The following is a 26,366-nucleotide window of genomic DNA, read 5'->3' as shown; positions in this document are numbered from 1 at the left end:
TATGACCGAAACCAAACGCATCTCGATCTTTCCTTTGGCTGGCGCGCTGCTGTTCCCTGGCATGCACTTGCCGCTGCATATTTTTGAGGAACGTTACCGCGCCCTGATCAACGATGCGATGGCGCGTGATCGGCAAATCGGGATGATCCAGCCAAAGACAGATGGCGATGTACCGCAGCTGTTCGATGTTGGCTGTGTTGGTAAGATTATCGACATTGAAGCGATGGATGACGGACGGTTCAATATTGTACTGGAAGGCGTTTCCCGGTTTCGGGTTATAGAAGAGCTGGACGCATCCACGGCTTTTCGTCAGGTGCGAGCTGAGATTGAAGAAAATGCGGAGCAGGATGAGGTGCTGGCCAGCGCTGAACGGGCTGCGCTCGAAATAGAATCGCGCAAATTTGCCGAACTGCAGGGATATCAGGTGGATTGGGACAGTATCGGACGGCTCGATGACACCGCGTTCGTCAACGGTATCGCCCAGATTGCCCCGTTCGATGCGGCATCCAAACAGGCTTTACTGGAAATTGATGGTCTTTCGAATCGCGCAGAACTCATCATCCAGTTGCTCGAGTTCTTCGGACGGCAAGATGGTGACGAAGGCCGTGTGACGCTTCAATAATGTCTAATGTCCCGGCCGAGATATTTGACACCAAACTGCTGGAAATATTGGTTTGTCCGATGACGCGGACACCGCTGGTCTATGATGAAGCGGCACAGGAATTGATCAGCGAAGCTGCAGGCGTAGCTTACGCGATCAAACAAGGCGTACCCGTCATGCTGATAGAGGAAGCGCGAAAATTATAGAAAGCTGGCCTTTATGCCATCAACCACAAATTGAATCGCCAGCGCCGCCAAGATCACACCGAGCACGCGAGTAATAACGGTTTCGACTTTCTGACCCAATATTTTCATCAACGGGCCGGCTGCCAGCATTGATACCAGCATGACCAACAGGATGGCACCCATGGCCGCAAGCACAATCAGCTGCTCGTTCCAACCATCGCTGCGGCCAATGAACAGCATCAGCGCCGCGATCGAGCCCGGGCCAGCGATCATCGGCATAGCCATCGGAAAAATCGACACATCCTCAATCTCTGGCGTATCGATAATTTCCTGCGCCCGGCCTTCACGGCGTTCCGTGCGTTTTTCAAACACCATTTCAATCGCAATAATGAACAGCATGATCCCGCCGGCTATCCGGAAACTGTCAAGGCTGACACCCATCGCATGAAGCAGGGCCTCGCCAAAAAAGCCAAAGATCAGCAATATTATCGTCGCAACAAATATCGCGCGAAATGCCATTGCACGTCGCTGGCGAGGACTCGCGTCGGTTGTCATGCTGGCATAAATTGCGGCACAGCCTGGCGGATCAATCGCCACGAAAAATGTGATCAGGGCAGAAACAAATAGCTCGGTCATTTGATCGGCGCCGCCACATCGTCAAAAATAACATCTTCCCATGCGCTACCATCCCACACACGCACCAATATAGACCGCGATTTGTCGGCTGAGCTTTCAGCGCTCCAGAACATGGTACGGTCCGCAGAAAATCCGCTTTTTATTTTCTCACCGCTAGGTGCAGCGGCAGAGGCAGTGGGCATGCCTTTGGCGCAGCTGGCCACTCTGGTCGTCACGAAATCCGGTTCGGCCAAAGGCGTATCCAACGGGACGCCGTGGTCGAAAATCCATTTCCATTCCACGTCCTTGCCGCGCTGACGCCGGCTTTCGGCATCCTGTTTTTGCCAGATAGTCGTAAAATAGCCAGTGCCACCGCTTGCGCCCTGCCAAGCACCGGTTGCTACACCCATGCTGCCGTCACAGGACATGAATATTTTATGCGCCTGCCATTCTGTTGCCTGCGACGGATCCGCCTTGCCCTTTAGCCAGACTTGCGCGTTCACAAGCTCCGGCGTGAACATGATTGCATCAGCGGCTGCGGTTTCGCGAAAGGCTGTCCATTGTCCCTCTTCCCGGGCCAGCCGGGCAAAGGCCAATTCGGCTTTCACAATATCGCTGGGATTAGCGACCGGTTTGCCTGCGGCCCGCAAAAACCGCTCACGATCATTGGGTCGACCATTACTGGCACAGCTCGCCAACAACAATGCCATTCCGAACGCTGCCAACAATCGCTTCATAAACTAAAATCCTTCAGGCTTAACCAGGCCCGCACGCATTGATGCAGCGACCAATGTATTGCGCAATAGCACAGCAATGGTCATCGGGCCTACCCCGCCCGGAACCGGCGTAATTGCACGGACATGATCCATCGCTTCTGCTGTGGCAACATCACCTACCAGACGGCCTTTTTCCTTGCCGGCCTCGGGTGCAAGCCGGTTAATGCCGACATCAATCACCACTGCGCCATCTTTGAGCCAATCGCCCTTTACCATCTCCGCGCGGCCAACCGCGGCCACGACAATATCGGCGCGGCGCACCACGTCCGGCAAATCGCGCGTCCGGCTATGCGCCATGGTGACGGTGCAGTTTTCGCGAAGTAACAGCTGCGCCATCGGCTTGCCGACCAATATCGACCGGCCAACAACCACTGCATTCAGACCCGACAAATCGCCGAGCTGATCTTTGAGCAGCATCAGACTGCCGAGCGGGGTACAGGGCGTCAACGCCTCTTCTCCATTAGCCAGCCTGCCGGCATTGATAACATGCAGGCCATCAACGTCCTTGTCAGGGTCAATCGCCATGACGACTGCTTTTTCATCCAGGTGATCCGGCAGGGGCAATTGGACTAATATCCCGTCCACAGCCTGATCTGCGTTCAGTTTTTCAACCAGAGCGATCAGGTCTTCCTGTTTTGTGTCCGCTAAAAGGCGGTGTTCGAAGCTTTCCATGCCAGCGGCGATGGTCGCTTTGTGCTTGGAAGCGACATAGACTTGACTCGCGGCGTCGTCGCCGACCAGCACCACAGCAAGCCCGGGCGCCCGCCCTGTCTGTTCCTGAAATTTCGGGACTTCGGCCTTGATACGTTCGCGAAGACTTGCGGCATAGGCTTTGCCGTTGATTATCGCCGCCCCGTTCTTGGTCATAAAACGGGTATGAGTGCCGCGCGGAGCGGAGGTAGAATAGCATCCTGCAGAATTATGATACCGATAATCACCACCATAGGAGTCAAATCAATCGATCCGAAATCCGGCATGATCCGCCGGATAGGCCGGTAAATCGGTGCGGTTAGCGCGTCCAACGTGGTCCAGAGCGCCCGAGCGATGTCATTTTGCAAATTGATCACGTTAAACGCAAGCAACCAACTCATAATCGCTTGCACTATGATGACAGTAATCGCGACGGTCAGCAAAATGCTGATAATCTGAAATAGGGCGTAAAACATGACCGAAACCTTTTTATCTTGTGATGGCCATTAAACGATTGTGATGGCTAATGCCAAGCAATCTATGCCAACAAATTAGTGTATCAATAATATAATACAGTTCGGAAATTAATCAACCGCTTCAAAATCATCCCGGATTAATGTGCCAGCCCCCTGACTGGTAAAGATTTCAAGCAACATCGCGTGGGGCACGCGGCCATTCAGCACCACCGCTGCATCCACTCCCCTCATCACCGCATTGACGCAAGTTTCCAGCTTGGGAATCATCCCTCCCGATATCGTGCCATCGCTCTGCAGACGCTTGATGTCGGTAGGGTTTAGATCAGTTAGCAATTCGCCTTTCTTGTCCAGCACGCCTGCCACATCGGTCAGCAAAAACAATCGAGAGGCCCTAAGTGCAGCCGCGACGGCACCTGCCATTGTATCGGCATTGATATTATAGGTATGACCATCTTCTCCCACGCCTATTGGAGCGATGACCGGGATCATGCCAGCGGTCGAGATAGTGTCAACCACGCTGCGATCCACTCGCTTCGGTTCACCAACAAAACCGAGATCAATGATCCGTTCAATATTGCTGTCCGGATCGCGGGCGGTGCGGCGCAGCTTGGCGGCTTTGACAAAGCCGCCGTCTTTGCCAGATATACCAATGGCACTGCCGCCCGCCTTTTCTATCCAGCTCACCAGCTCCTTGTTGATCGCACCAGACAGGACCATCTCCGCAATCTCGGCGGTTTCCTTGGTCGTCACCCGCAGTCCATCAACAAATTCGCTTTCAACCCCAACCCGCTCCAGCATTGCGCCAATTTGCGGGCCGCCTCCGTGGACAACGACAGGATTTATGCCGACGGCTTTCAGCAACACGACATCCTCTGCAAAATTGCGCGCCAATGCAGGATCACCCATCGCATGGCCGCCATATTTGACGACGAAAGTCTTTCCCGCGTAGCGCTGCAAATAAGGCAGAGCTTCGGTGAGTGTCTCGGCCTTTGCCAGCATGGCAGGATCCGGTGCGTGATTGGTTTGGTGGTCGGTCATGCGGTCTTTCAATCCAGCTTCACGGCAAATGCAACATGTTTATCAAGTTTCAGGCGGCGCAGCGACTTTTGCGCGCGCGAGTTGTTTCACTTTAGCTAGCGTCATTTTCACGTGCCCTTTTGGATCCTGCGCACTATGAACCAACGCAATTTTGCTATCTTGGTCAATAACATAGCTCGTCCGGTTGGTGAGCGCCAATGTAGGTTCCATGCGGACTTGATAGCCATCCATCACGGCTTCATCAGCCCTCGCTACGGCAAATTTATCGCGGCATTCCTCAACCGAGAATTTTGTCAACGTGTCAATGTCATCGCCGGACATACCGATGACTGTGGCACCCGCTGCCTCAAAATCGGCGGTCGCTTCTGCAAACATATTGGCCTCAATCGTGCAGCCCTCAGTAAAAGCTTTGGGGAAAAAATAGAGTACAACTGGTCCATTTTCCAATTTTTCCGACAAGCTGATTTCGAATGGTTTGCCTGCCAGTGCGCCAGTGGTTTCAAAATCAGGAGCGGCGGCTCCCACTTCTAGTGGTTCTGCGTTGGCACTGCGGGAGCTATAGACATAGGCAGCCCCGCCCAACAGCAGCACAGACATGACGATGATGATCCAACGGTTCATTATTCTTCCTGTTCCAGTACGGATTTGAGAGCATAAAGCTGATCGAGCGCGTCACGCGGGCTCAACGCATCAATATCCAAATCCTTCAATGCTTCTCTCAACATATCGGTTTGCTCCTCCTCTTCGGCAAGGCTTGCAGCAAATAATGGCAAATCGCCCAACCCAGCGGCAAGACCACCTGTTTCGGCCTTGCCAGCTTCGAGTTTATCCAGAACCGACTTGGCCCGTTTCAGAACGGGTTTGGGAATACCCGCCAGCTTAGCGACGGCCAGACCATAGCTACGATCCGCCGGGCCTTTAGCGAGCTCATGGAGCAATACGAGATCCCCCTTCCACTCGCGTGCACGGACATGATGCAAAGACATGGCATCAAGCCGATCGGCGAGCCTTGTGAGTTCGTGATAATGGGTTGCGAACAGACAGCGGCATTGATTGGTTTCATGCACGGCTTCGACCACAGCCCATGCCAGCGCTAGGCCGTCATAGGTTGACGTGCCCCGTCCCACCTCATCAAGAATGACAAAGCTCTTTTCCGTCGCCTGACTAAGAATCGTCGCGGTTTCGACCATTTCCACCATGAAGGTCGAGCGCCCCTGCGCCAGATTATCGGACGCTCCAACCCGGCTGAACAGACGGTCCACCAGACTGAGCCGAGCTGAGACAGCCGGCACGAAACCGCCCGCCTGCGCCAGGATAACGATCAGTGCATTCTGGCGCAGAAAGGTCGATTTACCGCCCATATTAGGGCCGGAGACCAGCCAAAGCCGTTCATCATTGGATAAAGCACAGTCATTCGCGACAAACGGATCACCAGAGGCACTGAGCGCCGCCTCGACCACCGGATGGCGTCCGGCTTTGATATTGAGCACATTGCCATCTGCAAATTCAGGACGGCACCACTGCCCTTCAACCGCGCGCTCGGCGAGAGCGGATGCGACATCAATCCGCGCTAGAGCATCGGCGCTGATCGCGATGGCATCCTTGCGCTGCAAAACCCTGTCGACCAGTTCCTCAAAATGTGCGGCTTCAGCGGCCAGTGCATGGGCTCCCGCCTGTGTTACCCGCACGGCTTCCTCGTGAAGTTCCGTCGAATTGAACCGCACCACACCCGCAAGTGTCTGGCGATGCGCAAAGCCGGAATCTTCGGCCATCAAACTGTCGCCATGGCGCGCTGGCACTTCTACAAAATAGCCCAGAACCGCATTATGCTTGATCTTCAGCGTGTTTATCCCGGTCGCTTCGCGGTAGCGCCCTTCAAGGGTCGCAATTGCCTTGCGCCCATCAGACCCGGCGCTGCGCAATTCGTCGAGCGCAGGGTCATAGCCAGTGGCAATATAGCCGCCATTGGTCATATCCGTCGGCGGCGTTTCAACCAAAGCTCGTTCCAGCAAATCGACCATTGCTCCATGGCCATCGAGTGCGGGCAGCAGAGCGTTCATCAAGTCCGGCAGCGCCATATCCAGTGCCAGCTGTTCGCGTAAAAGCCGCCCGCCGCTGAGGCCATCGCGAATCTGTCCAAGGTCGCGCGGGCTGCCGCGTCCCGCCGATATCCGGCCAAGCGCACGGCTGATATCCGGCATCGCTTTCAGCGCATCGCGCACAGCATCCCTGATGGCGGGCGCATCGTGAAACCATTGTACCACGCCGAGCCGCAGGTTGATCTTCGCTTCTTCAAAAAGGGGCGCAGCAAGATCGCGGCCAAGCAGGCGCGCGCCGCCCGGCGTCACCGTACGGTCGATATTGTCGAGCAAGCTGCCTTTCCGCTCGCCCGCCATCGTTCTTTCGATTTCAAGACTCGCCCGCGTGGCCCCATCGATCAGTAGATATTCGCCCGCATGGCGCTGCACCGGGGGTTTCAAAAACGGCGTATCCCCTTGAGTCGCATGTTCGATATAAGCGATCAACCCACCAGCCGCGGCCAGTTCGCTCCGCGCAAAATCGCCGAAGCCATCCAGTGTTGAAACCCCGAAAAGCGCCTTGAGCTTACGCCCTGCCTTCTGGCTGTCGAAATCCTCTTTGGGCCACTCGGTAGCCGCTTCCAGCCGCGCCGCCAACGAAGGGCTGCAAATAACCTCCGACGGCGCTATCCGTGACAGTTCGGCGGTCAGCTCATCACCGGAAATCTGCATCAGTTCGAAATCGCCGGTCGAAATATCGCTCGCGGCGATCCCAATTTGACCCTGCACTTCGGCAACGGCCACCAACATGTTATCCGATCGCGCATCAAGCAACGTATCTTCAGTCAACGTACCAGCCGTAACAAAGCGGATAATGTCACGCGCCACCAAAGCCTTATACCCGCCCCGTGCTTTTGCCTCCGCGGGGGTTTCAGTCTGCTCGGCAATCGCCACTTTGAAACCGGCACGGATCAGTTTCGCTAGGTAGCTTTCCGCCGCATGGACCGGTACACCGCACATCGGAATTTGCTCCCCAGCATTTTTCCCGCGCGAAGTCAGTGCAATATCCAATGCCGCTGAGGCCAGCTTGGCATCGTCAAAGAACAGTTCGAAAAAATCGCCCATCCGGTAGAACAGCAAACAATCCTGTGCCTTTTCTTTCAGCGCAAAATATTGCTCCATCATCGGCGTCAGCTTTGGCTGCGCATCAGCTTTCTTTTTCGCTTTTTTTTGCTGAACTTTCGTGGACATGACAGAAGCGATAGCGAACTATGGCGGGACATAAAAGAGGTCCAATTCCATAATTGGATTCTATTATTCCAAATCAGCATTGTAGCAGGCCTTGCCCAATGCCCATCATTCAGAGTAGGCACGTTTCGGGACGCGTAGCACGTTGGCAGGGGATGCCAAAATCTGAATCACGGAGAGATAATTTGGCCGATAAAAACGAGAGCAACGTAGAATTTTCTGAACGCGAAGCATTATTATTCCACTCTCACGGACGTCCCGGCAAAATCGAGATTGTGGCATCCAAACCAATGGCTACCCAGAGGGACTTGAGTCTCGCTTATTCGCCCGGTGTCGCAGTACCGGTCCGCGCTATCGCCGAAGATCCATCGACCGCTTATGACTACACCGCCAAAGGCAATTTGGTTGCAGTGATCTCAAACGGCACCGCCATTTTGGGCCTTGGCAATCTAGGCGCGCTGGCGTCCAAACCCGTAATGGAGGGCAAAGCAGTCTTGTTCAAACGCTTTGCCGATGTCGATTCCATCGATCTTGAGCTTGATACCGAAGATACCGAGGCCTTTATCAACGCAGTTGAGCTGATGGAGCCCAGCTTTGGTGGCATTAATCTGGAAGATATTGGCGCACCGGCCTGTTTCATTATCGAGCAAACCTTGCGCGACCGGATGAATATTCCGGTATTCCATGATGACCAGCACGGCACCGCGATTATTGCGGCAGCCGGGATCATCAATGCCTGCCTGCTGACTGATCGCAAGGTCGAGGACATCAAAGTCGTCGTCAATGGCGCTGGCGCCGCAGCCATTGCCTGCGCAGCGCTAATCAAGGCGATGGGCGTTCCACATGACAATCTCACCATGTGTGATCGCAGCGGTGTCATCTATCGGGGCCGCGACAATGTCGATCAATGGAAATCTGCCCATGCGATTGATACGGATGCCCGCGACCTGACCGAAGCGCTGAAGGGCGCAGATGTATTCCTTGGCCTCTCCGCTGCAGGCGCGTTGAAGCCCGAAATGGTCCAAGATATGGCCGACAAGCCGATTATCTTTGCGATGGCCAATCCTGATCCCGAAATCACCCCGCCCGATGCCAAGGCGGCCCGGCCCGACGCTATTGTCGCCACCGGACGGTCGGATTATCCCAACCAGGTCAACAACGTCCTCGGCTTTCCATTCATTTTCCGCGGCGCTCTTGATGTTCGCGCTACCCGGATCAACGACGAGATGAAGGTAGCAGCGGCTACGGCCATAGCCGAACTGGCACGCGAACAGGTTCCCGAAGAGGTGGCCGCAGCTTATGGCGGGCAAGCACCCACTTTCGGCGTAGATTATATCATCCCGGCGCCGTTTGATCCGCGCTTGATGGACGTGGTTTCCGCTGCGGTTGCCAAGGCCGCAATGGACAGCGGTGTTGCGCAAAAACCTATCGACGATATGGACGCGTATCGTCAGAGCCTAAAAGCACGACTAAACCCAACCACGTCTGTGCTAACGCAAGCTTATGAAGCCTGCCGCATAGCCCCTAAACGGGTTATTTTTGCAGAAGCTGAAGAAGATGTTGTGTTGCGCGCAGCCATTCAGTTTCAAGATGGCGGCTATGGAACACCGGTACTGGTTGGCCGTGATGATCGCGTGCGCGAAAAGCTCAGTGAACTGGGCGTTAGTGATCCCGACCGGTTTGAAATTCACAACTCACGCAACAGCCCGCTAGTCCCGGACATGGTCAACATGCTCTATGAACGCCTGCACCGCAAAGGCCATATGGAACGTGATATTAAACGCATGGTCAACCAGGATCGCAATATTTTCGGCTCTGCGCTGCTTGCCATGGATCAGGGTGAAGCGATGATTACTGGCGTAACCCGACCTTATTCACAGACCTTCAAGGATATTGCCAAGGTCATCGATATTGAAAAAGACCGCACACCCCAGGGCATTCATGTGATGGTTGGACAAAGTCACACGGTTTTCATGGCCGACACCACGGTGAACGAGCGGCCTTCTGCTGTGGAACTGGCCGATATTGCAGAACAAACCGCAGCGGTGGCCCGGAAAATGGGTCATGAACCACGTGTTGCTTTCCTGAGTTATTCGACTTTCGGCAATCCGGCCGGTCGCTGGCTGGAGAATATCCGGGAGGCGGTTGCTGAATTGGACAGCCGCCGGGTCAGTTTCGAATATGAGGGAGAGATGGCTCCCGATGTCGCACTGAACCCCAAATTGATGGCGAACTATCCGTTTAACCGTCTATCCGGTCCTGCCAATGTGCTGGTCATGCCTGGATTGCAGTCGGCCAATCTGTCGGCCAAATTGCTGCGCGAACTGGGCGGGGATGCTGTGATCGGACCAATGCTGGTAGGCCTTGATAAACCGGTTCAGATTGCCACCATGGCATCGACGGCATCGGAACTGGTGACGCTGGCAGTACTGGCTGCAAGTGGAATCGCTAAATAGCGACACCACTGCTGGCATGTCAGCTGGGATAATCTTTAAGGTCGGGTCGGGTCGTTACTACGGCCTTGCGCACCCGGTGCGCCAACTGCTCCTATATTGCCAAACAGCTCTTGGAAGAAAGAGCGTTCGCGGCCCAGAGTGGGCGTCGTGTCGCCGTCCGGACTGATACTCGCCACCAGCTCCAGACCTGTGCGATCCACTGCAGTCACGTTCCCAGCTTGGTCAAAAGTTACGCGCATAACCATCTGGTCCCGAGGCGTCGGCGAGTTAAAGGCGAGTTGTTTGGTTTCACGGGAGACATAATACCAGGTATTTTCATCAAATTGTCCGGTAAAAGTCGGACGTCCCAGTGATGCCTCAACAGACTGCCGGTTGTCTATCCCAGGCTGAATTGCATCTGTAATAACCCGATCAACAATATAACCCTGATGACCGCGGACCTGTGAACAGCCGGAAAGCAACAACCCGCCTGCAACCAGACCGGTCATTACAGCGTGTATTTTCAATTGGCTACGCATCAACTCGATTCTCCAAAACGTCCGCCCCAAAGATTACTAGGCCATTTGGGTTGGCTTTGATGATTATAACAGTTTATTTCCTGCTAATCATAAGGCCCATTGCATCTCGCCGTACAAATATCAATATCCCCTGTATGTAGTCTTAACATAAGCGGTCACCAGCCGGGTATATCTTAAACGAAATTCGGGGTTTAAAATCATGTCATTCTTGAACGCATTACTCGGGCGAAAAAACGCCAACAGGGTCATGCAGCCACTATATGGTAGCATTATTGCCGAGGGCCGGCGTATTGACTGGTATGAAAAAGGCGGCGTTCCTGACACGCTCGACGGCCGCTTTGATATGATTGCTGCGATTTTGTGCGCCGTGTTGATCCGCCTGGACCAAACCGAAGAAGCCAAGCAGGAAATAGCCTGGCTTACGGAATTATTTGTTACGGATATGGAAGGTCAGTTGCGACAGATCGGCATTGGCGACTTAATAGTCGGCAAACGGGTGGGTGAGATGGTGGGCGCGCTAGGCGGGCGTTTAGGGGCTTATAGGGATGCTCTGACGGAAAATGCCAGCCTCGACGAAGCGTTGACACGCAACCTATATCGCGGCGAAATACCGGATCGGGCAGCACTGCAATTCACCACCAAGAATTTCGCGCATTTTTATAACCGGCTTTCCGCCGCTACGATCAGCCAAGTAATTGCCGGAGATATCGCAGAGGCCAGACCATGACTAGATCACAGCCGCTGCCTCCCCCCGAACTGTCCGATATCATAAAGCTGTCGGACATCGGGGACATGGCAATAAAAGGGCAAATTGTCGCCGACGAAAATCAGCGTCGAGCACTAGCCAAACGCTTTGACTTGCCTTCCATAGAAGCAATCACAGCGGACTATCGTCTGGAGGCGAATGAAGAGGAAATCACTTTTGCCGGTACAATCCATTCCGATCTGCATCAATCGTGCGCGATCAGCGGTCAGCCATTTCCTGTCCGCGTTGACGAGCCGTTTAACATAATCTTCGTAGAAAAAACCGACACACCGCCCGGCGAAAAGGAAATCGAACTGGAGTCCGAAGACTGCGACACAATAGAATATGAGGCTGCTCAAATCGACCTTGGAGAGGCCGTTGCGCAAACGCTTTATCTAGCGCTTGACCCATATCCACGAGGGCCGGATGCGGATAGCATAGCAGAGAAGAAGGGCCTCAAAAGCGAAGAGGAGGCCGGTCCTTTTGGCGCGCTAGCAGCGCTCAAAGCGGGCCTTGGGGAAAATAAACCCAGCTAGGCAGCCGATTTCTCTGCTTCTTTCTGCTCTGCCGCCTTAACCAGTCTCTTTTTCAGATTGTTCAACCGAGTTTTGGCTTCAATTTTTCCGCCGAGCAAATCAGTAATATAAAAAGTATCAACTGCGCGCTCGCCATAGGTGGCGATATGGGCGCTGTGCACCGTGACTTTGGATTCGAAGAGGACATAAGCGAGTTCGTTCAGCAAAGCAGGCCGGTCCTGTGCCGTTACTTCCACTACCGTAAAGCGATTGGATGCATCGTTGTCGACAGTCGCATTGGGAACGATATTAAACGCCCCGGCACGGCTATGAGCCAGCGGTCTGGCCTCCAGTTTTGTGGTCAGTTTCGACCGGTTGGCCAATGCGTCCTCAACCGCCCGTTTCAAGCGCGTAAGCTGCGTGTCTTCTGCAAACGGCTGACTGTGCTGGTCCTGTACCAGAAAATTGTCCAGCGCCATTCCATCCCGCGTGGTGTGAATCCGCGCATCGATAATGTTACCGCCAGCAACATGAATGCCGCCCGCAATGCGATAGAACAGGCCGGGATGATCGGCTGCATAAATCGTCACCAGTGTAGCACCCCGCTCTGGATAAGCATCTGCGGAAATTGCCAGACTATCATCACCCGCACGCAGCATCAGCCGGGCATTATGTGCGATGATATCATCCGGCTCGGCGATCCAATAAGGATCGGTCAGGCGTCTTGCCAGTTTGGAAAACTGTGTTTTGGGAATGTCCAGCGCCTCGGACAAGACCGCCTTTTTCTCTGCGATCCGTTCTTTTCGGCCACGCTGCTTGTGACCGAGAAGCAACATTTCCTCGGCCGCCTGAAAAAGATCCGTTAGGAGCTGCCTTTTCCAACTGTTCCAAACGCCCGGTCCCACGGCGCGAATATCAACAACCGTCAAGACCGTTAGCAGACGAAGTCGCTCAATGCTTTTTACCTGACTGACAAAATCCTGAATGGTTTTAAAATCAGACAGGTCGCGTTTGAACGCCATGGCTGACATCAGCAAATGATGCCGCACCAACCATGCCACCAGTTCGGTTTCATAGGGTTCCAGTCCCAGCCGCGGACATAGCTTCATCGCGACTTCAGCGCCCAATATGCTGTGATCGCCGCCTCGGCCTTTTGCAATATCATGCAACAGGGTCGCGACGAACAGCACCCTCCGATTTTTGAGCTTCCTGATTGTCTCGGTAGAGTTAGGGTGGTCTTCAACCAGATCACCGCTGGCAATCCTGGAGAGCAGCCCGATAGCGCGAATGCTATGTTCATCGACCGTATAGTGATGATACATGTCAAATTGCATCTGTGCGACAACCCTGCCGAAATCGGGAATGAAGCGCCCGAAAATCGAGGCTTCATTCATCCAGCGCAGAACCAGTTCGGGATCGCGTGGCGAACAAAGCACGTCAAGGAACAGCTTATTTGCCCGACGGTCCTTTCGGATCTTGTTGGTGATCAGCTTTGCGTCTCGCCGCGCAGCGCGCATCGCCAGCGGATGGATTTCCAGTTCATGCTTATCCGCGAGGTGGAAAATTTCGATCAACCGGACCGGGTCTTCTTCAAAGAAATTTTCCTCTGGCAAAGCCAGTCGGCCACGATCCAGTGTAAAGCCCTTCAGCTTTTTTGGCCTCCGAGTAATATTAGGGATGAAGCGCCTTACCCCGGCATTATGGGTCTCATCGAGATGAGCGAGAAAGACGCCAGTAAGGTTACCAACGACTTTTGCGTTCAGGAAATAATATTGCATGAAACGTTCTACGGCCGACTTGCCCGGCCGGTCAGCAAAACGCATCCGCTCAGCAATACCGGGCTGTAGGTCGAAAGTTAAACGATCCTCTGCACGCCCCGTCATATCATGCATGTGACAACGTACTGCCCAGAGGAAATTGGCAGCCTTGCGAAAACGCCTGAACTCATCTGCTGTCAGCAGACCAACATCGACCAGCTCTTCCGCAGAGGTAACTCTGTGGATATATTTACCTATCCAATAAAGCGTCTGCAGATCGCGCATCCCCCCTTTGCCTTCCTTGACATTGGGTTCGACGACATACCTGCTATCACCCATGCGGACATGCCGGGCGTCGCGTTCTGCCAATTTCTCAGAGACGAAAGTACGATCCGTGCCAGAGACCACATCGGCGTAAAAGCGAGCCTTGGCTTCCTCATAGACGTCGGTATCACCCCAGATATAGCGGCCTTCCAGCAATGCGGTACGAATGCTGAGATCTTCATTCGCCATCCGCACCATTTCGTCGATCGAACGGCTGCTCTGACCGACTTTAAGGCCCAAGTCCCAAAGCCAGTAAAGCATTGCTTCCACCGCTTGCTCGGTCCAGCTGGTCTGCTTAAACGGGGTTAAAAAGGCGATATCGACATCACTATGCGGGGCCATCTCTCCGCGTCCGTAACCGCCGACCGCCATCACTGCGATGCGTTCGCCCGATGAAGGATTATTTACGGGATATTGATGGCCAACGGCTATATCGTGGATAATCCGTACCAGCTGGTCGATCAGAAAAGATTGCGCAGCTGCCGCTTCATGTCCTGCAGAAGGTTTCTCCATTAGTCGCCGGCTGATCTCTGCCCGGCCATTTGCCAACGCCTCTTGCAACATGGGCAATATTTGTGGACGTGCTTTGGCTATACCATGTTCAGCGATAAGTGCTTCTATCGCCTCAGCCAACTTACGACGGTCGACAATATCCCGCTGCCGGACAATCCGTTTCCCCGGATCACTTGCCGGCCTGGGTATATTGGCGCGCGCGTTCATCCCGTAGCAGCCAGCATTTCCCGATGCTTCTTGGCCAGCACGATTTTTGCGATTTTCGCTGTACCCAGTTTCGGCAGCGGTTCTTCATATTGCCAGATATGCACCGGCATCTTGAACGGCGCGAGCTTGTCTTTCAGGAATTCCAGAAGCTCGTCTTGCGACAATGACTCACCATCTTTGACGTGATAAACCAATCCCGGAACTTCTCCGAACCGTTCATCTTCAACGCCAAATATGCAGGCTTCCGCCACGGACGTGTGGCTGTAAATCGCCGCTTCGACTTCCTGACAGCTGATATTCTCGCCGCCGCGAATGATAATTTCTTTCTTGCGGTCGACAATGAATAGATAGCCGTCTTCGTCGAGATAGCCGATATCGCCGGTGCGGAAATAACCATCATCGGTAAAAGCGTCTTTGGTCGCTTGTTCGTTGTTCCAATAGCCGGTGAAATTGGCTGACGAGCGGATGCACACTTCACCGCGCTCGCCTTGCGCTACCTTGTTGCCATCATCATCCAATATCCCGACATCAACAATCGGCGGCGTGGCGCGACCGGTGCTGTCTGGCTTGGCGAGATAATTTTCATTCTGGTTGGAACAGCCGACACCATTGGTTTCGGTGAGACCGTAGCCAATCAGTGGAAAGCCCTTGCCCATGCCTTCCTTGATCCGTTTGACATGCTCGACCGGGCGCGGCGCGCCGCCAGCAGCCATGGAAACACAGGTGCTGAGATCATAATCATTGACCTTGGGATGCGCGTAAATCTCCATGCTCATCAGCGGAACGCCAACAAAATAGGTCACTTTTTCCTTTTCGATCAAGCGCATTGCCTCTTCGGCGTCCCATTTTTTCTGCATCACTAGCTTGCGGCCAATCGCGTAGCTCACCAGAACCAGTGGTACCGACGCGGTAACGTGAAACAGCGGTACAGCCACCAAAGCGGTCGGCTGGATATCCGGCAATGTGCCGGCTTTTTCCATCAAATGCGCCATCACGGCAAAGGCGCCAACAAAACTCATCGCCCCCTGCACCACCGAGCGGTGTTCGGCATAGGCGCCTTTCGAGCGTCCGGTCGAACCGGAGGTGAATAATATCGTCGCATTATCCTCTGGTCCCATTTGCGGCAACGGGGTTTCCGCATCGCCGCCCTTTGCCAGACAGGCCTTTAATCCTTCGAGCGGCGGAAGATCATGTTCGAACAAAACCACCTCTGCGCCATGGTCGCGTCCCGATTCGCTCAGGCGCGCTGCACGTTGGGCATCGGCAAAAACAATTGAACAGCTGACATCTTCGATACCATCAGCCAGCTCATCGCCTTGCCACCAACCGTTCAATTTGGTCGAGACACCGCCCGCCATGGTGATCGCCATATCAAGGATGATCCAGTTGGCGGAGTTGCGCGCGGCAATACCGATCCGGTCGCCTTTCTTGACCCCATGTCCGGCGACCAATCCGCCAGCCAACACGCGTGCCGCGGCATAAGTTTCCTTAAAAGTCAGCCGGATATCACCATCGACGAGGAATTCCTTGTCTGCATTCTGCATGCAGAAAAAGGCAAAAAAGTCCGAAACATTGCTCGGTGCATTTTTGAACACCGGCATATCGACGCCGTATTTATTGACCGAGGAAAGCTCCAAAAGCTGTCCCGGCTGTGTCATGACGCCCAGGGTTTCGTCGATCATAGCGTCTAATGGCGATGGCATTTCAATTTTCTCCCGCAAAGTCAGTTTGGGTTTCTCTCTTGGTATCGGAGAATTTCCCGTTATATGCCCTTGCTATATGACGATGAAACCGGACGGGGAAAAGAGTTGATTGATATTATTCTTGCAAGTGCAGCGCAATTTACGCGATTTGAAGAATTGGGACTGTCTCCCAACGCGCTTGACCTCGGTTTTTTCCAATTGAAATGGTATTCGCTGGCTTATCTCGCCGGTATATTGATCGGTTATTGGTATCTTACGAAACTAATCAAAGAACCGGGCGCTCCACTGGCGCGCCGTCACGCCGATGACATGATCTTTTATGCGACGCTGGGAATCATTCTCGGCGGACGACTTGGTTATGTGTTTTTCTATAAACCCGAAATCCTACAAAACCCGATCGAGATCTTGCAGGTTTGGAACGGCGGCATGTCGCTGCATGGCGGTGTCTTGGGCGTTGTTCTCGCAATCTGGTACATATCCCGGAAGGAAAAACTCAGTTTCCTGCGCATCTGCGACTATATCGCCTGTGTCATTCCGTTCGGATTACTCTTTGGCCGCCTCGCCAATTTCGTCAACGGCGAACTTTGGGGCCGCGCCACCGACGTGCCCTGGGCAATCATCTTCCCGATGGGCGGTGAAGTCGCGCGCCATCCCAGCCAGCTTTATGAAGCCGGTCTAGAAGGGATACTCTATTTCATCATAACATCTTTGCTCTTCTGGAAAACAGATGCGCGCTATCATCCGGGCAAGCTAGTCGGCACCGGCCTTTTAGTTTACGGTCTCAGCCGATTCACCGTAGAGTTCTTCCGTCAGCCAGATAAAGGCCTCGAGAATTTAAGCTGGGGCCTGACCATGGGGCAAACGCTCACCGTGCCCATGCTGTTGCTCGGCATCTATCTGGTATTTACCTCCAAAGGTCGCCGCGTCCGCGTAGAACCGACGACCGGAGATAAGAGCATTGCCTGACAGTCCGTCGGCCGCGCATATTCTCGCTGAAAAAATCGACCGCGACGGACCGATCAGCCTTAGCGAATATATGGGCATCGCCAATGCGGCTTACTATGCAGCAAAAGACCCGATTGGCGAGGACGGCGATTTTGTTACCGCCCCGGAAATCAGCCAGATGTTCGGTGAGCTTATCGGAATATGGTTGTCGGATTTGTGGATGCGCAAGGGCCGTCCAGGTCATATTCACTACGTCGAACTGGGTCCAGGCAGAGGCACATTAGCCGCCGATGCGCTGCGCACGATGTTGAAATTTGAGTGCAAACCGCAGATTCACTTTGTCGAAACCAGTCCGGTGCTGAAGGAAAAACAGGCTGCGCTTCATAGCGGTGCCGCATGGCACAAAAGCATCGACAGTCTGCCAGACGACGGTCCATTAATCATTGTTGCCAATGAATTTTTCGACGCTCTGCCAGTGGAGCAATTTGTATCGACCGCCGACGGATGGCTCCGTCAAATGGTCGACCGGGAGCGCAATAAGTTCATAGCTGTCCCCGGCACTCAAGTCATTGAGAAGCAGATGTCGAGATCCTCCGCTGGCCTGCCGACTGGAACTATATTGGAGAGCTCCCCTGCCAGCGTGCAGATTTTAGGTGAGCTTTCGCATCGCATTGCTCAGCAGGGCGGCGCTATATTAATCATCGACTATGGCTATGATCAACCGGGTACTGGCAGCACTCTGCAAGCGGTAAAAAATCACCTCCCCATCAGCCCGTTTGACAGCCCGGGAACCTCAGACCTCACAGCGCATGTCGATTTTCACAACCTAGCCAATATAGCGAAAACGCGTCTTTTGTCGGTTCATGGACCAGTGGAACAAGGTCAATGGCTCAAGGCACTTGGCATTGATCAACGGGCGGGAAAACTGGCTGAGAACAGTCCGGGCAAAGCGGAAGATATACGCGCCGCGCATCGCAGACTAACTCATGTTGATGAAATGGGCCGGTTGTTTCGGGTGATGGCTGCAACATCGATGGACTGGCCCGAACCAGAAGGCTTTGTTTACGGCGAAAGTTGAGTACTGCTCATCGATCTTGTGATCAACCGACCCAGTCGGCGACTTCCAATACCACTTTGTTCGCAGCGCTGTTCAAGGCCTCACCCACCGGACCGGCCTCTGCGGCAAATACGGTCTCACTGGCCTCGAAGCGCCGCTTCTCAACCGGTTCGCCTTCACGCATTTTTACTGCATCATACGTCACCATGACGGTCAGGCTGGGACCGTCCAGCCCGAAATTCACCAGCTCACCGGACAGATATGTGTCTGCTTTGCCCTGCGCCTGAACCGCTGTCAGCACCAGCCGATTATTTTTCGCTGCAATGGTTTCTGTAAGTAGCCCCTGAAAAAGCCGCGCGGGCTTATCAATCCACGTGGCTTCTTTTAGATATGCGATACCCGTCGCGCTGGTTTGGACTGGCACACGCACGTTATTAAGTTTTTGCGGCGTAGATGGCAACTGAACCACTAAAGCACCGGCTTGTGGCCCAGCGCGAACCGCTCCGGGATCCACTTGCATATCCGATGTCAGAGACAAGAGAAATGGTGGCGGTTCGGCACCACCAAAACTGACACAAGCGCTCAAAACACCGAGACCTGCCAACAAGCCCAAGGATTTTGTCTTTTGCAATATGGTCATAGATCCCTGCTTTCCCATTGGCGTTCTTTTATTTACCTGGTTCATAGTCTGGCAGCGTTGGCGCGGACAGCAACGATCCCGCTCCGCCCTGATCCAACCGTTCAGTCACAGAAGTGAGAGATTTGGTCAGCGCCTGCATGTCCTTAACCAGTTGATCGACTTCCGGTATTGTTTTGGTTCCCAGCTGCCGAACACCGGGGCGCGCATCTTCAAGCACCTCACCCAACGCTGCCATGCTCTTTTCTGCTGCGGCCAGTGTTTTGGTGAGGTTTTTCGCCAGTGGTTCACCATTGTTAGTCAACAATTGGTTCGTATTGTCCGCAACCGCAGAGAGTTTTTCCGCAGTTTCCCCGGCATTGCGGATCGCGATGGCCGATTCTGCCATCAATGCTTCAAGATTAGGTGCTTGCTTCGCCAGACTGCCGGTCAGCTGCTCGGTATTGTTCAAAATGCCTTCGATCGATTCCTGGTTCTTGTCCGATAACAGCAATGTCAGCCGATCGGTAAGCGTTGCCAGTCGTTCGACGACTAGCGGGGCGCTGTTGAGCAATTCGCCCAAAGCACCGGGTTTGGTAGGAATAACAGGTACGCCTTCCGGACCCAATTCTTTAATCGGCGGCGCATCCTTTACCGCGCCATCCAGTTGAATATTCGGCGGAGCGGTAAAGCTGATACTCTGGATAGTCGCAGTTGTTCCCTGCAAAATCGGAGTTTCTTCGCTCACTGCAATGCGAACGCGTACAAAATCGGGATCCTTTTCCCAAAGCTCCACGTCGAGCACCTGTCCAGAAGGAACACCCGCAAAAGTCACGCCGGTTCCCTTTGCCAAACCACCCACGGATTGGGCGAAAAATATATCATATTCCTTCGTCGCACCGTCACCAAAGCGGACAATCCAGACCAGAAAGGCAGCCACTAAAGCGAGCAAGGTCAGGGTGATAACACCCACAAGAATATGATTGGACCGTGTCTCCATTATTTCACCTTTATGGCCAGCCGTTTCGGCACCTGCAACAAATCTCTGTAATTAGACCGCATTTTCAACTTCCAGCCGCATTCTGTGTTGATGCCATCCGCCCGCGTGGACCGTTGAAATATTCCTGTATCCAAGGGTGGTCCATCGCAAGCAGTTCCGGTATCGTGCCCACGGCGATCACCCGTTGATCAGCCAGCACGGCCACCCGATCACAAATCGCATGAAGCGTATCGAGATCATGGGTGATCAGGAACACGGTAAGCCCCAAAGTCTGCTGCAATTCGCGCGTCAAATTGTCAAAAGCGGCAGCCCCGATCGGATCAAGCCCCGCCGTCGGTTCATCGAGAAACAACAGTTCCGGGTCGAGCGCGAGCGCTCTTGCAATGCCAGCCCGCTTTTTCATACCGCCAGACAGCTCGGCGGGATATTTGGGTGCGGCTTCCGGCGGTAGTCCTGACAGGCACACCTTATATTTCGCAACCTCGCGGCGGAAATCGCGGTCCATCTCGGGAAAGAACTCGCGGATCGGAACCATTACATTTTCTGCCACCGTCAGCGTGGAAAAAAGCGCACCGCCCTGAAACAACACGCCCCAGCGTTTGCGAACGTCAATGGTTTCCGCGTCCGATCGACCCAAAAGCGACTCACCGAAAACTTCGATCGAGCCCTCATCGGGTTGCTGCAGGCCGATGATCGAACGCATCAGTACGGATTTTCCGGTACCGGAACCGCCGACCACGCCGATAATTTCGCCCTTGTGGACATCCAGATCGAGGCCTTCGTGAACTACTTGTTCCCCGAAGCTGTTGCGCAGCCCCTTGACGCAGATTATCGGGCCGGAAAAGTCGCGATCGACAACGATAGGATCTTCGTCAACCATCAGTCCCACCCGATCCAGGTAAAGAATACCGCAAAAAAAGCATCCAGCACGATCACCAGGAATATCGCTTGCACCACAGCGGCTGTTGTCCGTTTGCCGACTTCTTCGGCATTCCCTTTAACCTGCATGCCTTGATAGCATCCACAAATCGCAATGATCGCGCCAAATACCGGTGCCTTGACGAGACCGACATAGACGTCCGTCAGCGGCACCACTTCTCTGATTCTCGCAAAAAACGTGGCGGGAGGAATATCCAGCTCTACCCAGCTCAGCAACCCGCCGCCGATAATCGCAACAATCGACGCGTAGAATCCCAGCAGCGGTAACATGAAGACAGCGGCGAGAAAACGCGGCAAGACCAAGGCTTCTACAGGCGACACGCCAATCGTACGCATCGCGTCAATTTCCTCGGTCAGCTTCATGGTCCCAATTTGTGCGGCAAAGGCCGAACCAGAACGACCAGCAACCATGATTGCCGTCATCAAGACGCCCAATTCCCGCAAAGTCAGCCTTCCGACCAGATTGACCGTGAACACCTCTGCACCAAATTGCCGAAGCTGCACCGCGCCTTGCTGCGCGATCACCAAACCGATGAGAAAGCTCATAAGTCCAATAATACCAAGAGCCCGCACGCCCACTACGTCGAAGCGCTGGATCACCGCATTCCATCTTATCCGGCCGGGATGTCGCATCAACGAAGCAGCTGAGACCATCACCGAACCAAAAAAGCCGATCAAACCCGCCAAGGTCGTCAAAGCGATCATTGTTGCTTCACCCACTTCATCCAGCACGCGAATGATTGGGTTGGGTGGATCAGGACGCACTTCAGCAGGCTCAGCTACTCCGCCTATGGCAGCGATAAGCCGCTCCGCTTCATTGTCCATACCAACAATTTCCGCTTCGATATCGCGAGCTGTGCGATGGATGAGCCAAGCACCAACGGTATCAAAATAGCCAATGTCGGAAAGGTTCAGTTGTTTTGCCTCTCCTTCATATTCTCGCAATCGTTCGGGCAAGTCTCCGATAGCGGCGATCGACAAATCACCGGAAAAACGAAGTACAGTTACTCCGTCCTCGGTAATTTCTTCGACAAAATCGCCAGGCACTGTCATCGCCGCTATTGGTGACCGAAAATCATTGAAACCTCAAGCCATTATAACAAGTCATTTAATGGGTGCATTTTTTCGGCGCTGCTAATATGGCGTCGCTATTGGGAAAAGAGGCGTGATGACCAAGCTGTCTATTTACGATATGGATCGGACGATTACGGTGCGAGGCACCTATACCCCGTTCCTGTTTCACATGGTTTTTGCGCGCGCACCTTGGCGGCTGGTCTTTCTGCCACTACTGCCCTTTGGATTTATTGGTTATGGCTTAAAACTGGTCAGTCGCAAGGGGCTGAAAACCTATAATCAGCGCCTGTTATTAGGCGGTAAACCGAATATAGCGAAGCTGGAACCGCATATTGAGCGCTATGCTGATAAAGTGATGCAGGTGAATAGCTATTCCAAGGCTATTGCCCAAGTTGAAGCTGATCGGGCGGAAGGCAGAAAGCTGGTGCTCGCCACGGCTTCTTATGAGCTTTACGTCAATGCCATCGCCAAACGACTGGGCTTTGACGAAGTAATAGCAACCCGGCTGAAGATCAATGAACAGGGCCAGGTATTGCCTGAAATTATCGGAGAAAATTGCTATGACGTCGCGAAGCTTGACCGGATCAAGACCTTTCTCGACAAGCAAGGACTTGAACGCGAAAGCATCCACATCAGGGCCTATTCCGATCATGTAAGCGATGCACCGATGCTCGACTTTGCTGATGAAGCGATTGCGACGACACCGAGTGCACCATTACGCCATCTTGCTAAGAAACGCGGTTGGACAATCCTGGATTGGGCCTAAACCACACCCAACGCTTGCTCAAAGTCGGCGATCAGGTCATCAGGGTCTTCTACACCAATTGAAATTCGAACCAGATTGTCTGTTATGCCAAGCGCGGCCCGGCGATCATCCGGCACCGACAAATGAGTCATTGCCGCTGGCAAGCTTGCCAATGTCTCGGTTCCGCCAAGACTCACGGCCAATTTCGCAATCTTGAGGGCATCTAGAAACGCAAAAGCTTCGGCTTCGCCGCCCTTGATGAACACCGAGAAGGTGGACCCCGCACCACTGCAATGGCGATCATAAATATCCTGCTGCGAGGCATCGGAAATAAACCGGAGATAGCCAAGCCCGTCCACTTTGGGATGGTCCCGAAGAAAAGCGCAAACTTTCTCGGCATTTTCGCCAGCACGAGTCATACGCAATTCCAATGTTTCAAGGCTGCGCATCAGCATCCACGCCGTATTGGGATCGCATATTGTCCCAATAGTATTCCGGATCGCGCGGATCGGGTCCATATGGCCTTTCGAGCCAAGAACGCCTCCGGCAACCAGATCACTATGTCCACCGACATATTTGGTCAGGCTGTATATCACGATATCCGCACCATGTTTCAGCGGCTGCTGCCACAAGGGGCCAAGGAAAGTATTGTCAATGGCAATGGGCGGTGCGCCCTCATCACCAAAAACCTGTTTGCGGGCGTTGGCCACACCCTCAATATCCACCAACGCATTGGTGGGATTGGCCGGACTTTCGAGATAGACAATCGCTACTTTACCGCCATTCTGTGCTGCTTGCGCCTTGGCCTGCTCTAGTAGAGCTGCGACCTCGGAAGGACTCGCACCGGCCGGGAAATCAAGGAAAGTTACGCCAAAACGGCCCAGTATCTTGTTAATCAGCGTCTCGGTGGCCGCATAAAGCGGTCCACTATGCACCACCACATCACCCTGATTGACATTGGCAAGAAGCACCGTCGCGATAGCCGACATGCCACTGGAAAAGACCAGCGCATCTTCAGCTTCGTCCCAAATGCTAAGCCGGTCTTCAAGAATTTCCTGGTTTGGACCGTTGAAGCGCGAATAAACGAGACCATCCGCGCCGCCAGGGCGCTTCCCGGTAATACCTTCGAAATGACGCTTGCCCGCGGCAGCATCTTCAAAAGCAAAGGTAGAGGTCAGGAAAATAGGTGGCTTGAGCGAACCTTCTGAGAGGACCGGATCATAGCCATGGCCCATCATAAGCGTCGACGGCTTGAGCTTGCGTCCGCCAATTTTCTCTATCGGCGCTTTGGGCATACGGCGCGGTGTTACCGGAACAGCATCATCGTTTTGATCGGACATTTTCTCTCTCTCCAGCGGAAATCATCTGGAAAGGCCCATGCCGCAAAACTCAACTGATTACAAATGAAACCATCCAAATGCACCCGATGATTATCGGTATCCCGGCTATGTCCAGCATCAGTCCTGACTTCAGCATTTTTGGCAATTCAATATGATTGGTTGACCATGCAATCGCGTTCGGCCCCGTACCGGAAGGCAGCATGAAGCCCCAGCTGGCCGCCATCGCCGCAGGCATGGCAAGCAAGACCGGGTCGACACCGGTGGCGAGGATCAGGCTGGCCACCACCGGCATGATCCCACTGGCCGTGGCGACGTTGGATGCAAATTCGGTGACCAGAATGACCAGAGCAACAAGTGCTATGGCAATGATAATGACCGGGACGTTTTTAAGCGGCTCCAGCGCCAGCCCTAGCCAGTCTGCCAATCCGGATTCAATGATTCCAGCGGCCAGCGCAAGGCCGCCGCCAAACATCATAATCACCCCCCATGGCGCACGATCTGCTTCGTCCCAGTTAAGTAATTTCCGCCCGGTACCATCGGGCAGAATGAACAACAGCAGACCGCCCAATATCGCGATGCTGCCATCATGCACGGCGCCAGCCGGAAGCACCGCCTTGATCTGGGGCAGGAACAACCACCCCAGCACGACGAGGGCAACCACCGGCACGACCCGTTTTTCCGGAAGGCTCCAAGGGCCGGCCGATCCGATCGCGGCCCGTGCACCGGCGCCATCAAAGCTGTCTTTGCCCACTTTCTGGACCGTAATCAGGATGGCTGCACAGACTGGCAGGCCAAGGATCACGATAGGCAGACCAAAGAACAGCCAGCTCAAAAAATCAATGTCCATGCCCAATGTCTTGTTAATCAGACCAGCAGCAATCGCATTGGTTGGGCTGCCCACCAATGTGCCAAGGCCTCCGATTGAAGCCGCAAAAGCTACCCCCATGATCAAGGCACCGGCAAATCCCTCTGTCTCGCCATCCTTCACCCCGCCAGCAACGAGGACGGCAACGGCAATGGGTATCATGATCAGGGTGGATGAGGTGTTGGAAATGAGCATACTGAGCAGCGCTGTGGCGAGCATGAAAGCGATTAATATGCCCCAAGCACTCTTTCCCGACAGGCTGACAATTGCCAGCGCGAGACGCCGGTGCAGACCGACCCGCTCAATCGCCAGTGCAAGAAAAGCACCGCCGAGGATAAGGAATAATATCGGTGAATAATATTGACTGGCGGTTTCCCGCACATCCATAACGTCCATCACCGGCAGGGTAAGAAAGGGCAGCAAGGCGGTTGCGGTAAGAGGTACCGCTTGGGTCATCCACCAGGTCGCCATAAGAATTGTGAGAGCAGCGACATGCCAGGCCGCCGGGCTCATTGCCGCTGGCGCTGGAGATAGGAGCATCACGACGAATACCGTCAAGCCAGCAAACAATCCAACGCGCTGGGCATTCATTTCCTCTTCCCCTCGTGCCCCTGTCTGCACAAGGGTAAAACTAGGCCTTCAAGCCGATCAACGATATCTGCCGACCATAGCCAGCTTCGCCGCGATGGCAACTGCGCCGATAACTGAAGTAACGATCCTCATGGGCATAGGTGTCCAGACCGAGTTTATCGATTTTAACAATTCCGGCCTTGGTCAGGCGATCCGCCACATAGGATTCAATATCGAACTGGAAGTGACCGGGCTGACCGGCGCTGAAATATTGAGAATTTTCAGAATCATCCTCGACGAAGCGTTTTTGAAAACCCGCATCGACTTCATAGCTATGCTGGGCAATACAAGGTCCGATAGCGCATGCAATATTGTCTCGCGAGGCTCCGAGCTTTTCCATCGCCGTGATGGTATTGTCCGTGACGCCGCCTATGGCGCCTTTCCATCCCGCATGCGCCGCACCTACGACCTGCGCCGCCGGATCATGAAACAGCACGGGCACACAATCTGCGGTCAATATACCGAGGAGCAAACCAGGGCTGCCTGTTACCATCGCATCAGCATGCGGGCGCGCATCAAGGGCGAAAGGCTCGGTGACTGTGACCACGTCGGCGCTATGGACCTGATGCAACGTCACCAGCCGACTGTCTAACAGCACAGCTGCCTTGGCCCGCTGGCGATTTTCGAGAATAGCCTCCCGGTCATCATCGCTGCCTAATCCGACATTCAACCCCGCGTAGATACCCTTAGACAAACCACCCGCACGACCAAGAAAACCGTGAGCTGCGTCCTTCAAAAGCGGTGACATCGTAACATCCACTGCCGATGAA

At 54.0% G+C, this 26,366-nt stretch carries 25 protein-coding genes; 8 read left to right on the top strand and 17 right to left on the bottom strand.

Annotation, left to right across the window (positions count from 1 at the left end; genetic code table 11):
* Position 1 precedes the first annotated feature (1 nt).
* Both AC6I9Z_RS05660 and AC6I9Z_RS05655 read left to right on the top strand, forming a co-directional pair.
* Positions 2 to 622 (top strand): LON peptidase substrate-binding domain-containing protein, encoded by a 621-nt coding sequence (locus AC6I9Z_RS05660; RefSeq protein ID WP_109355151.1) that lies wholly within the window; start codon positions 2 to 4, stop codon positions 620 to 622.
* Positions 622 to 807 carry a Trm112 family protein gene (locus AC6I9Z_RS05655; RefSeq protein WP_461454169.1) on the top strand — a complete coding sequence of 62 codons (186 nt, stop codon included), beginning with the start codon at positions 622 to 624 and terminating at the stop codon, positions 805 to 807. The genes AC6I9Z_RS05660 and AC6I9Z_RS05655 overlap by 1 nt, the downstream gene beginning before the upstream one ends.
* On the opposite strand, the gene AC6I9Z_RS05650 is transcribed toward AC6I9Z_RS05655, so the two are convergent.
* From AC6I9Z_RS05650 to mutS, 7 genes are all read right to left on the bottom strand, one after another.
* Positions 802 to 1,422: a MarC family protein gene (locus tag AC6I9Z_RS05650; RefSeq protein WP_461454167.1), complete on the bottom strand. Its 621-nt coding sequence runs from the start codon at positions 1,420 to 1,422 to the stop codon at positions 802 to 804. The two genes, AC6I9Z_RS05655 and AC6I9Z_RS05650, sit on opposite strands and share 6 nt — an antisense overlap.
* Entirely contained in the window at positions 1,419 to 2,138 is a 720-nt protein-coding gene (locus AC6I9Z_RS05645) for a hypothetical protein (protein ID WP_461454165.1), read from the bottom strand. The genes AC6I9Z_RS05650 and AC6I9Z_RS05645 overlap by 4 nt, the downstream gene beginning before the upstream one ends.
* A 3-nt stretch (positions 2,139 to 2,141) precedes the next feature.
* Positions 2,142 to 3,044 carry a bifunctional methylenetetrahydrofolate dehydrogenase/methenyltetrahydrofolate cyclohydrolase FolD gene (gene folD, locus AC6I9Z_RS05640; protein ID WP_461454163.1) on the bottom strand — a complete coding sequence of 301 codons (903 nt, stop codon included), beginning with the start codon at positions 3,042 to 3,044 and terminating at the stop codon, positions 2,142 to 2,144.
* Entirely contained in the window at positions 3,041 to 3,343 is a 303-nt protein-coding gene (locus AC6I9Z_RS05635) for a YggT family protein (RefSeq protein WP_461454161.1), read from the bottom strand. The genes folD and AC6I9Z_RS05635 overlap by 4 nt, the downstream gene beginning before the upstream one ends.
* A 108-nt stretch (positions 3,344 to 3,451) precedes the next feature.
* Complete coding sequence (argB, locus tag AC6I9Z_RS05630) at positions 3,452 to 4,381, bottom strand: acetylglutamate kinase (protein WP_461454159.1); 930 nt, start codon at positions 4,379 to 4,381, stop codon at positions 3,452 to 3,454.
* A 42-nt stretch (positions 4,382 to 4,423) separates the two neighbouring features.
* Positions 4,424 to 5,002, bottom strand: a complete 579-nt coding sequence (locus tag AC6I9Z_RS05625) for a peroxiredoxin (protein ID WP_461454157.1) — start codon at positions 5,000 to 5,002, stop codon at positions 4,424 to 4,426.
* A complete protein-coding gene (gene mutS / locus AC6I9Z_RS05620; RefSeq protein ID WP_461454155.1) occupies positions 5,002 to 7,650 on the bottom strand; it encodes a DNA mismatch repair protein MutS in 2,649 nt (882 codons plus the stop codon). The genes AC6I9Z_RS05625 and mutS overlap by 1 nt, the downstream gene beginning before the upstream one ends.
* A 182-nt stretch (positions 7,651 to 7,832) precedes the next feature.
* Between mutS and AC6I9Z_RS05615 the strand changes: the two genes are divergently transcribed.
* Complete coding sequence (locus AC6I9Z_RS05615) at positions 7,833 to 10,103, top strand: NADP-dependent malic enzyme (RefSeq protein WP_461454153.1); 2,271 nt, start codon at positions 7,833 to 7,835, stop codon at positions 10,101 to 10,103.
* 35 nt (positions 10,104 to 10,138) lie between these two features.
* On the opposite strand, the gene AC6I9Z_RS05610 is transcribed toward AC6I9Z_RS05615, so the two are convergent.
* Positions 10,139 to 10,621, bottom strand: a complete 483-nt coding sequence (locus AC6I9Z_RS05610; protein ID WP_461454151.1) for an outer membrane protein assembly factor BamE — start codon at positions 10,619 to 10,621, stop codon at positions 10,139 to 10,141.
* A 199-nt stretch (positions 10,622 to 10,820) separates the two neighbouring features.
* Between AC6I9Z_RS05610 and AC6I9Z_RS05605 the strand changes: the two genes are divergently transcribed.
* Positions 10,821 to 11,348 (top strand): ubiquinol-cytochrome C chaperone family protein, encoded by a 528-nt coding sequence (locus AC6I9Z_RS05605; RefSeq protein WP_461454149.1) that lies wholly within the window; start codon positions 10,821 to 10,823, stop codon positions 11,346 to 11,348.
* Positions 11,345 to 11,902, top strand: a complete 558-nt coding sequence (locus AC6I9Z_RS05600) for a YceD family protein (protein WP_461454147.1) — start codon at positions 11,345 to 11,347, stop codon at positions 11,900 to 11,902. The genes AC6I9Z_RS05605 and AC6I9Z_RS05600 overlap by 4 nt, the downstream gene beginning before the upstream one ends.
* Here AC6I9Z_RS05600 and AC6I9Z_RS05595 read toward each other — a convergent pair.
* Together AC6I9Z_RS05595 and AC6I9Z_RS05590 are read right to left on the bottom strand one after the other, a co-directional pair.
* The gene (locus AC6I9Z_RS05595) at positions 11,899 to 14,682 is read right to left on the bottom strand and encodes a [protein-PII] uridylyltransferase (protein WP_461454145.1); all 2,784 of its coding nucleotides are present in this window, start codon (positions 14,680 to 14,682) and stop codon (positions 11,899 to 11,901) included. The two genes, AC6I9Z_RS05600 and AC6I9Z_RS05595, sit on opposite strands and share 4 nt — an antisense overlap.
* Positions 14,679 to 16,385 carry a class I adenylate-forming enzyme family protein gene (locus AC6I9Z_RS05590; protein ID WP_461454143.1) on the bottom strand — a complete coding sequence of 569 codons (1,707 nt, stop codon included), beginning with the start codon at positions 16,383 to 16,385 and terminating at the stop codon, positions 14,679 to 14,681. Before AC6I9Z_RS05590 ends, AC6I9Z_RS05595 begins: the two co-directional genes overlap by 4 nt.
* A 105-nt stretch (positions 16,386 to 16,490) precedes the next feature.
* On the opposite strand from AC6I9Z_RS05590, the gene lgt reads away from it, so the two are divergent.
* On the top strand, positions 16,491 to 17,351 hold the full coding sequence (gene lgt, locus AC6I9Z_RS05585; protein ID WP_461456860.1) for a prolipoprotein diacylglyceryl transferase: 861 nt from the start codon (positions 16,491 to 16,493) through the stop codon (positions 17,349 to 17,351).
* Positions 17,344 to 18,408 (top strand): class I SAM-dependent methyltransferase, encoded by a 1,065-nt coding sequence (locus AC6I9Z_RS05580; protein ID WP_461454141.1) that lies wholly within the window; start codon positions 17,344 to 17,346, stop codon positions 18,406 to 18,408. The genes lgt and AC6I9Z_RS05580 overlap by 8 nt, the downstream gene beginning before the upstream one ends.
* 22 nt (positions 18,409 to 18,430) lie before the next feature.
* On the opposite strand, the gene AC6I9Z_RS05575 is transcribed toward AC6I9Z_RS05580, so the two are convergent.
* From AC6I9Z_RS05575 to AC6I9Z_RS05560, 4 genes are all read right to left on the bottom strand, one after another.
* Positions 18,431 to 19,027: an ABC-type transport auxiliary lipoprotein family protein gene (locus AC6I9Z_RS05575; protein ID WP_461454139.1), complete on the bottom strand. Its 597-nt coding sequence runs from the start codon at positions 19,025 to 19,027 to the stop codon at positions 18,431 to 18,433.
* Positions 19,028 to 19,055: 28 nt separating this feature from the next.
* On the bottom strand, positions 19,056 to 20,003 hold the full coding sequence (locus AC6I9Z_RS05570; RefSeq protein ID WP_461454137.1) for an MlaD family protein: 948 nt from the start codon (positions 20,001 to 20,003) through the stop codon (positions 19,056 to 19,058).
* Between the two features lie 64 nt (positions 20,004 to 20,067).
* On the bottom strand, positions 20,068 to 20,883 hold the full coding sequence (locus tag AC6I9Z_RS05565) for an ABC transporter ATP-binding protein (protein ID WP_109355127.1): 816 nt from the start codon (positions 20,881 to 20,883) through the stop codon (positions 20,068 to 20,070).
* Positions 20,883 to 21,995: an MlaE family ABC transporter permease gene (locus AC6I9Z_RS05560; protein ID WP_461454134.1), complete on the bottom strand. Its 1,113-nt coding sequence runs from the start codon at positions 21,993 to 21,995 to the stop codon at positions 20,883 to 20,885. Before AC6I9Z_RS05560 ends, AC6I9Z_RS05565 begins: the two co-directional genes overlap by 1 nt.
* Before the next feature lie 115 nt (positions 21,996 to 22,110).
* On the opposite strand from AC6I9Z_RS05560, the gene AC6I9Z_RS05555 reads away from it, so the two are divergent.
* Positions 22,111 to 22,782: an HAD family hydrolase gene (locus AC6I9Z_RS05555; RefSeq protein WP_461454132.1), complete on the top strand. Its 672-nt coding sequence runs from the start codon at positions 22,111 to 22,113 to the stop codon at positions 22,780 to 22,782.
* Here AC6I9Z_RS05555 and AC6I9Z_RS05550 read toward each other — a convergent pair.
* From AC6I9Z_RS05550 to pgeF, 3 genes are read right to left on the bottom strand one after another with little or no spacing between them, the layout of a single operon-like run.
* Entirely contained in the window at positions 22,779 to 24,101 is a 1,323-nt protein-coding gene (locus AC6I9Z_RS05550; protein ID WP_461454131.1) for a cystathionine gamma-synthase family protein, read from the bottom strand. The two genes, AC6I9Z_RS05555 and AC6I9Z_RS05550, sit on opposite strands and share 4 nt — an antisense overlap.
* A 49-nt stretch (positions 24,102 to 24,150) precedes the next feature.
* Positions 24,151 to 25,557 carry an SLC13 family permease gene (locus AC6I9Z_RS05545; RefSeq protein ID WP_461454129.1) on the bottom strand — a complete coding sequence of 469 codons (1,407 nt, stop codon included), beginning with the start codon at positions 25,555 to 25,557 and terminating at the stop codon, positions 24,151 to 24,153.
* Between the two features lie 40 nt (positions 25,558 to 25,597).
* Complete coding sequence (gene pgeF, locus AC6I9Z_RS05540) at positions 25,598 to 26,344, bottom strand: peptidoglycan editing factor PgeF (protein WP_461454127.1); 747 nt, start codon at positions 26,342 to 26,344, stop codon at positions 25,598 to 25,600.
* Positions 26,345 to 26,366 lie beyond the last annotated feature (22 nt).

It is taken from the genome of Parasphingorhabdus sp. (genome assembly GCF_059726685.1).
This window is presented reverse-complemented; position numbering and strand designations above follow the sequence as displayed.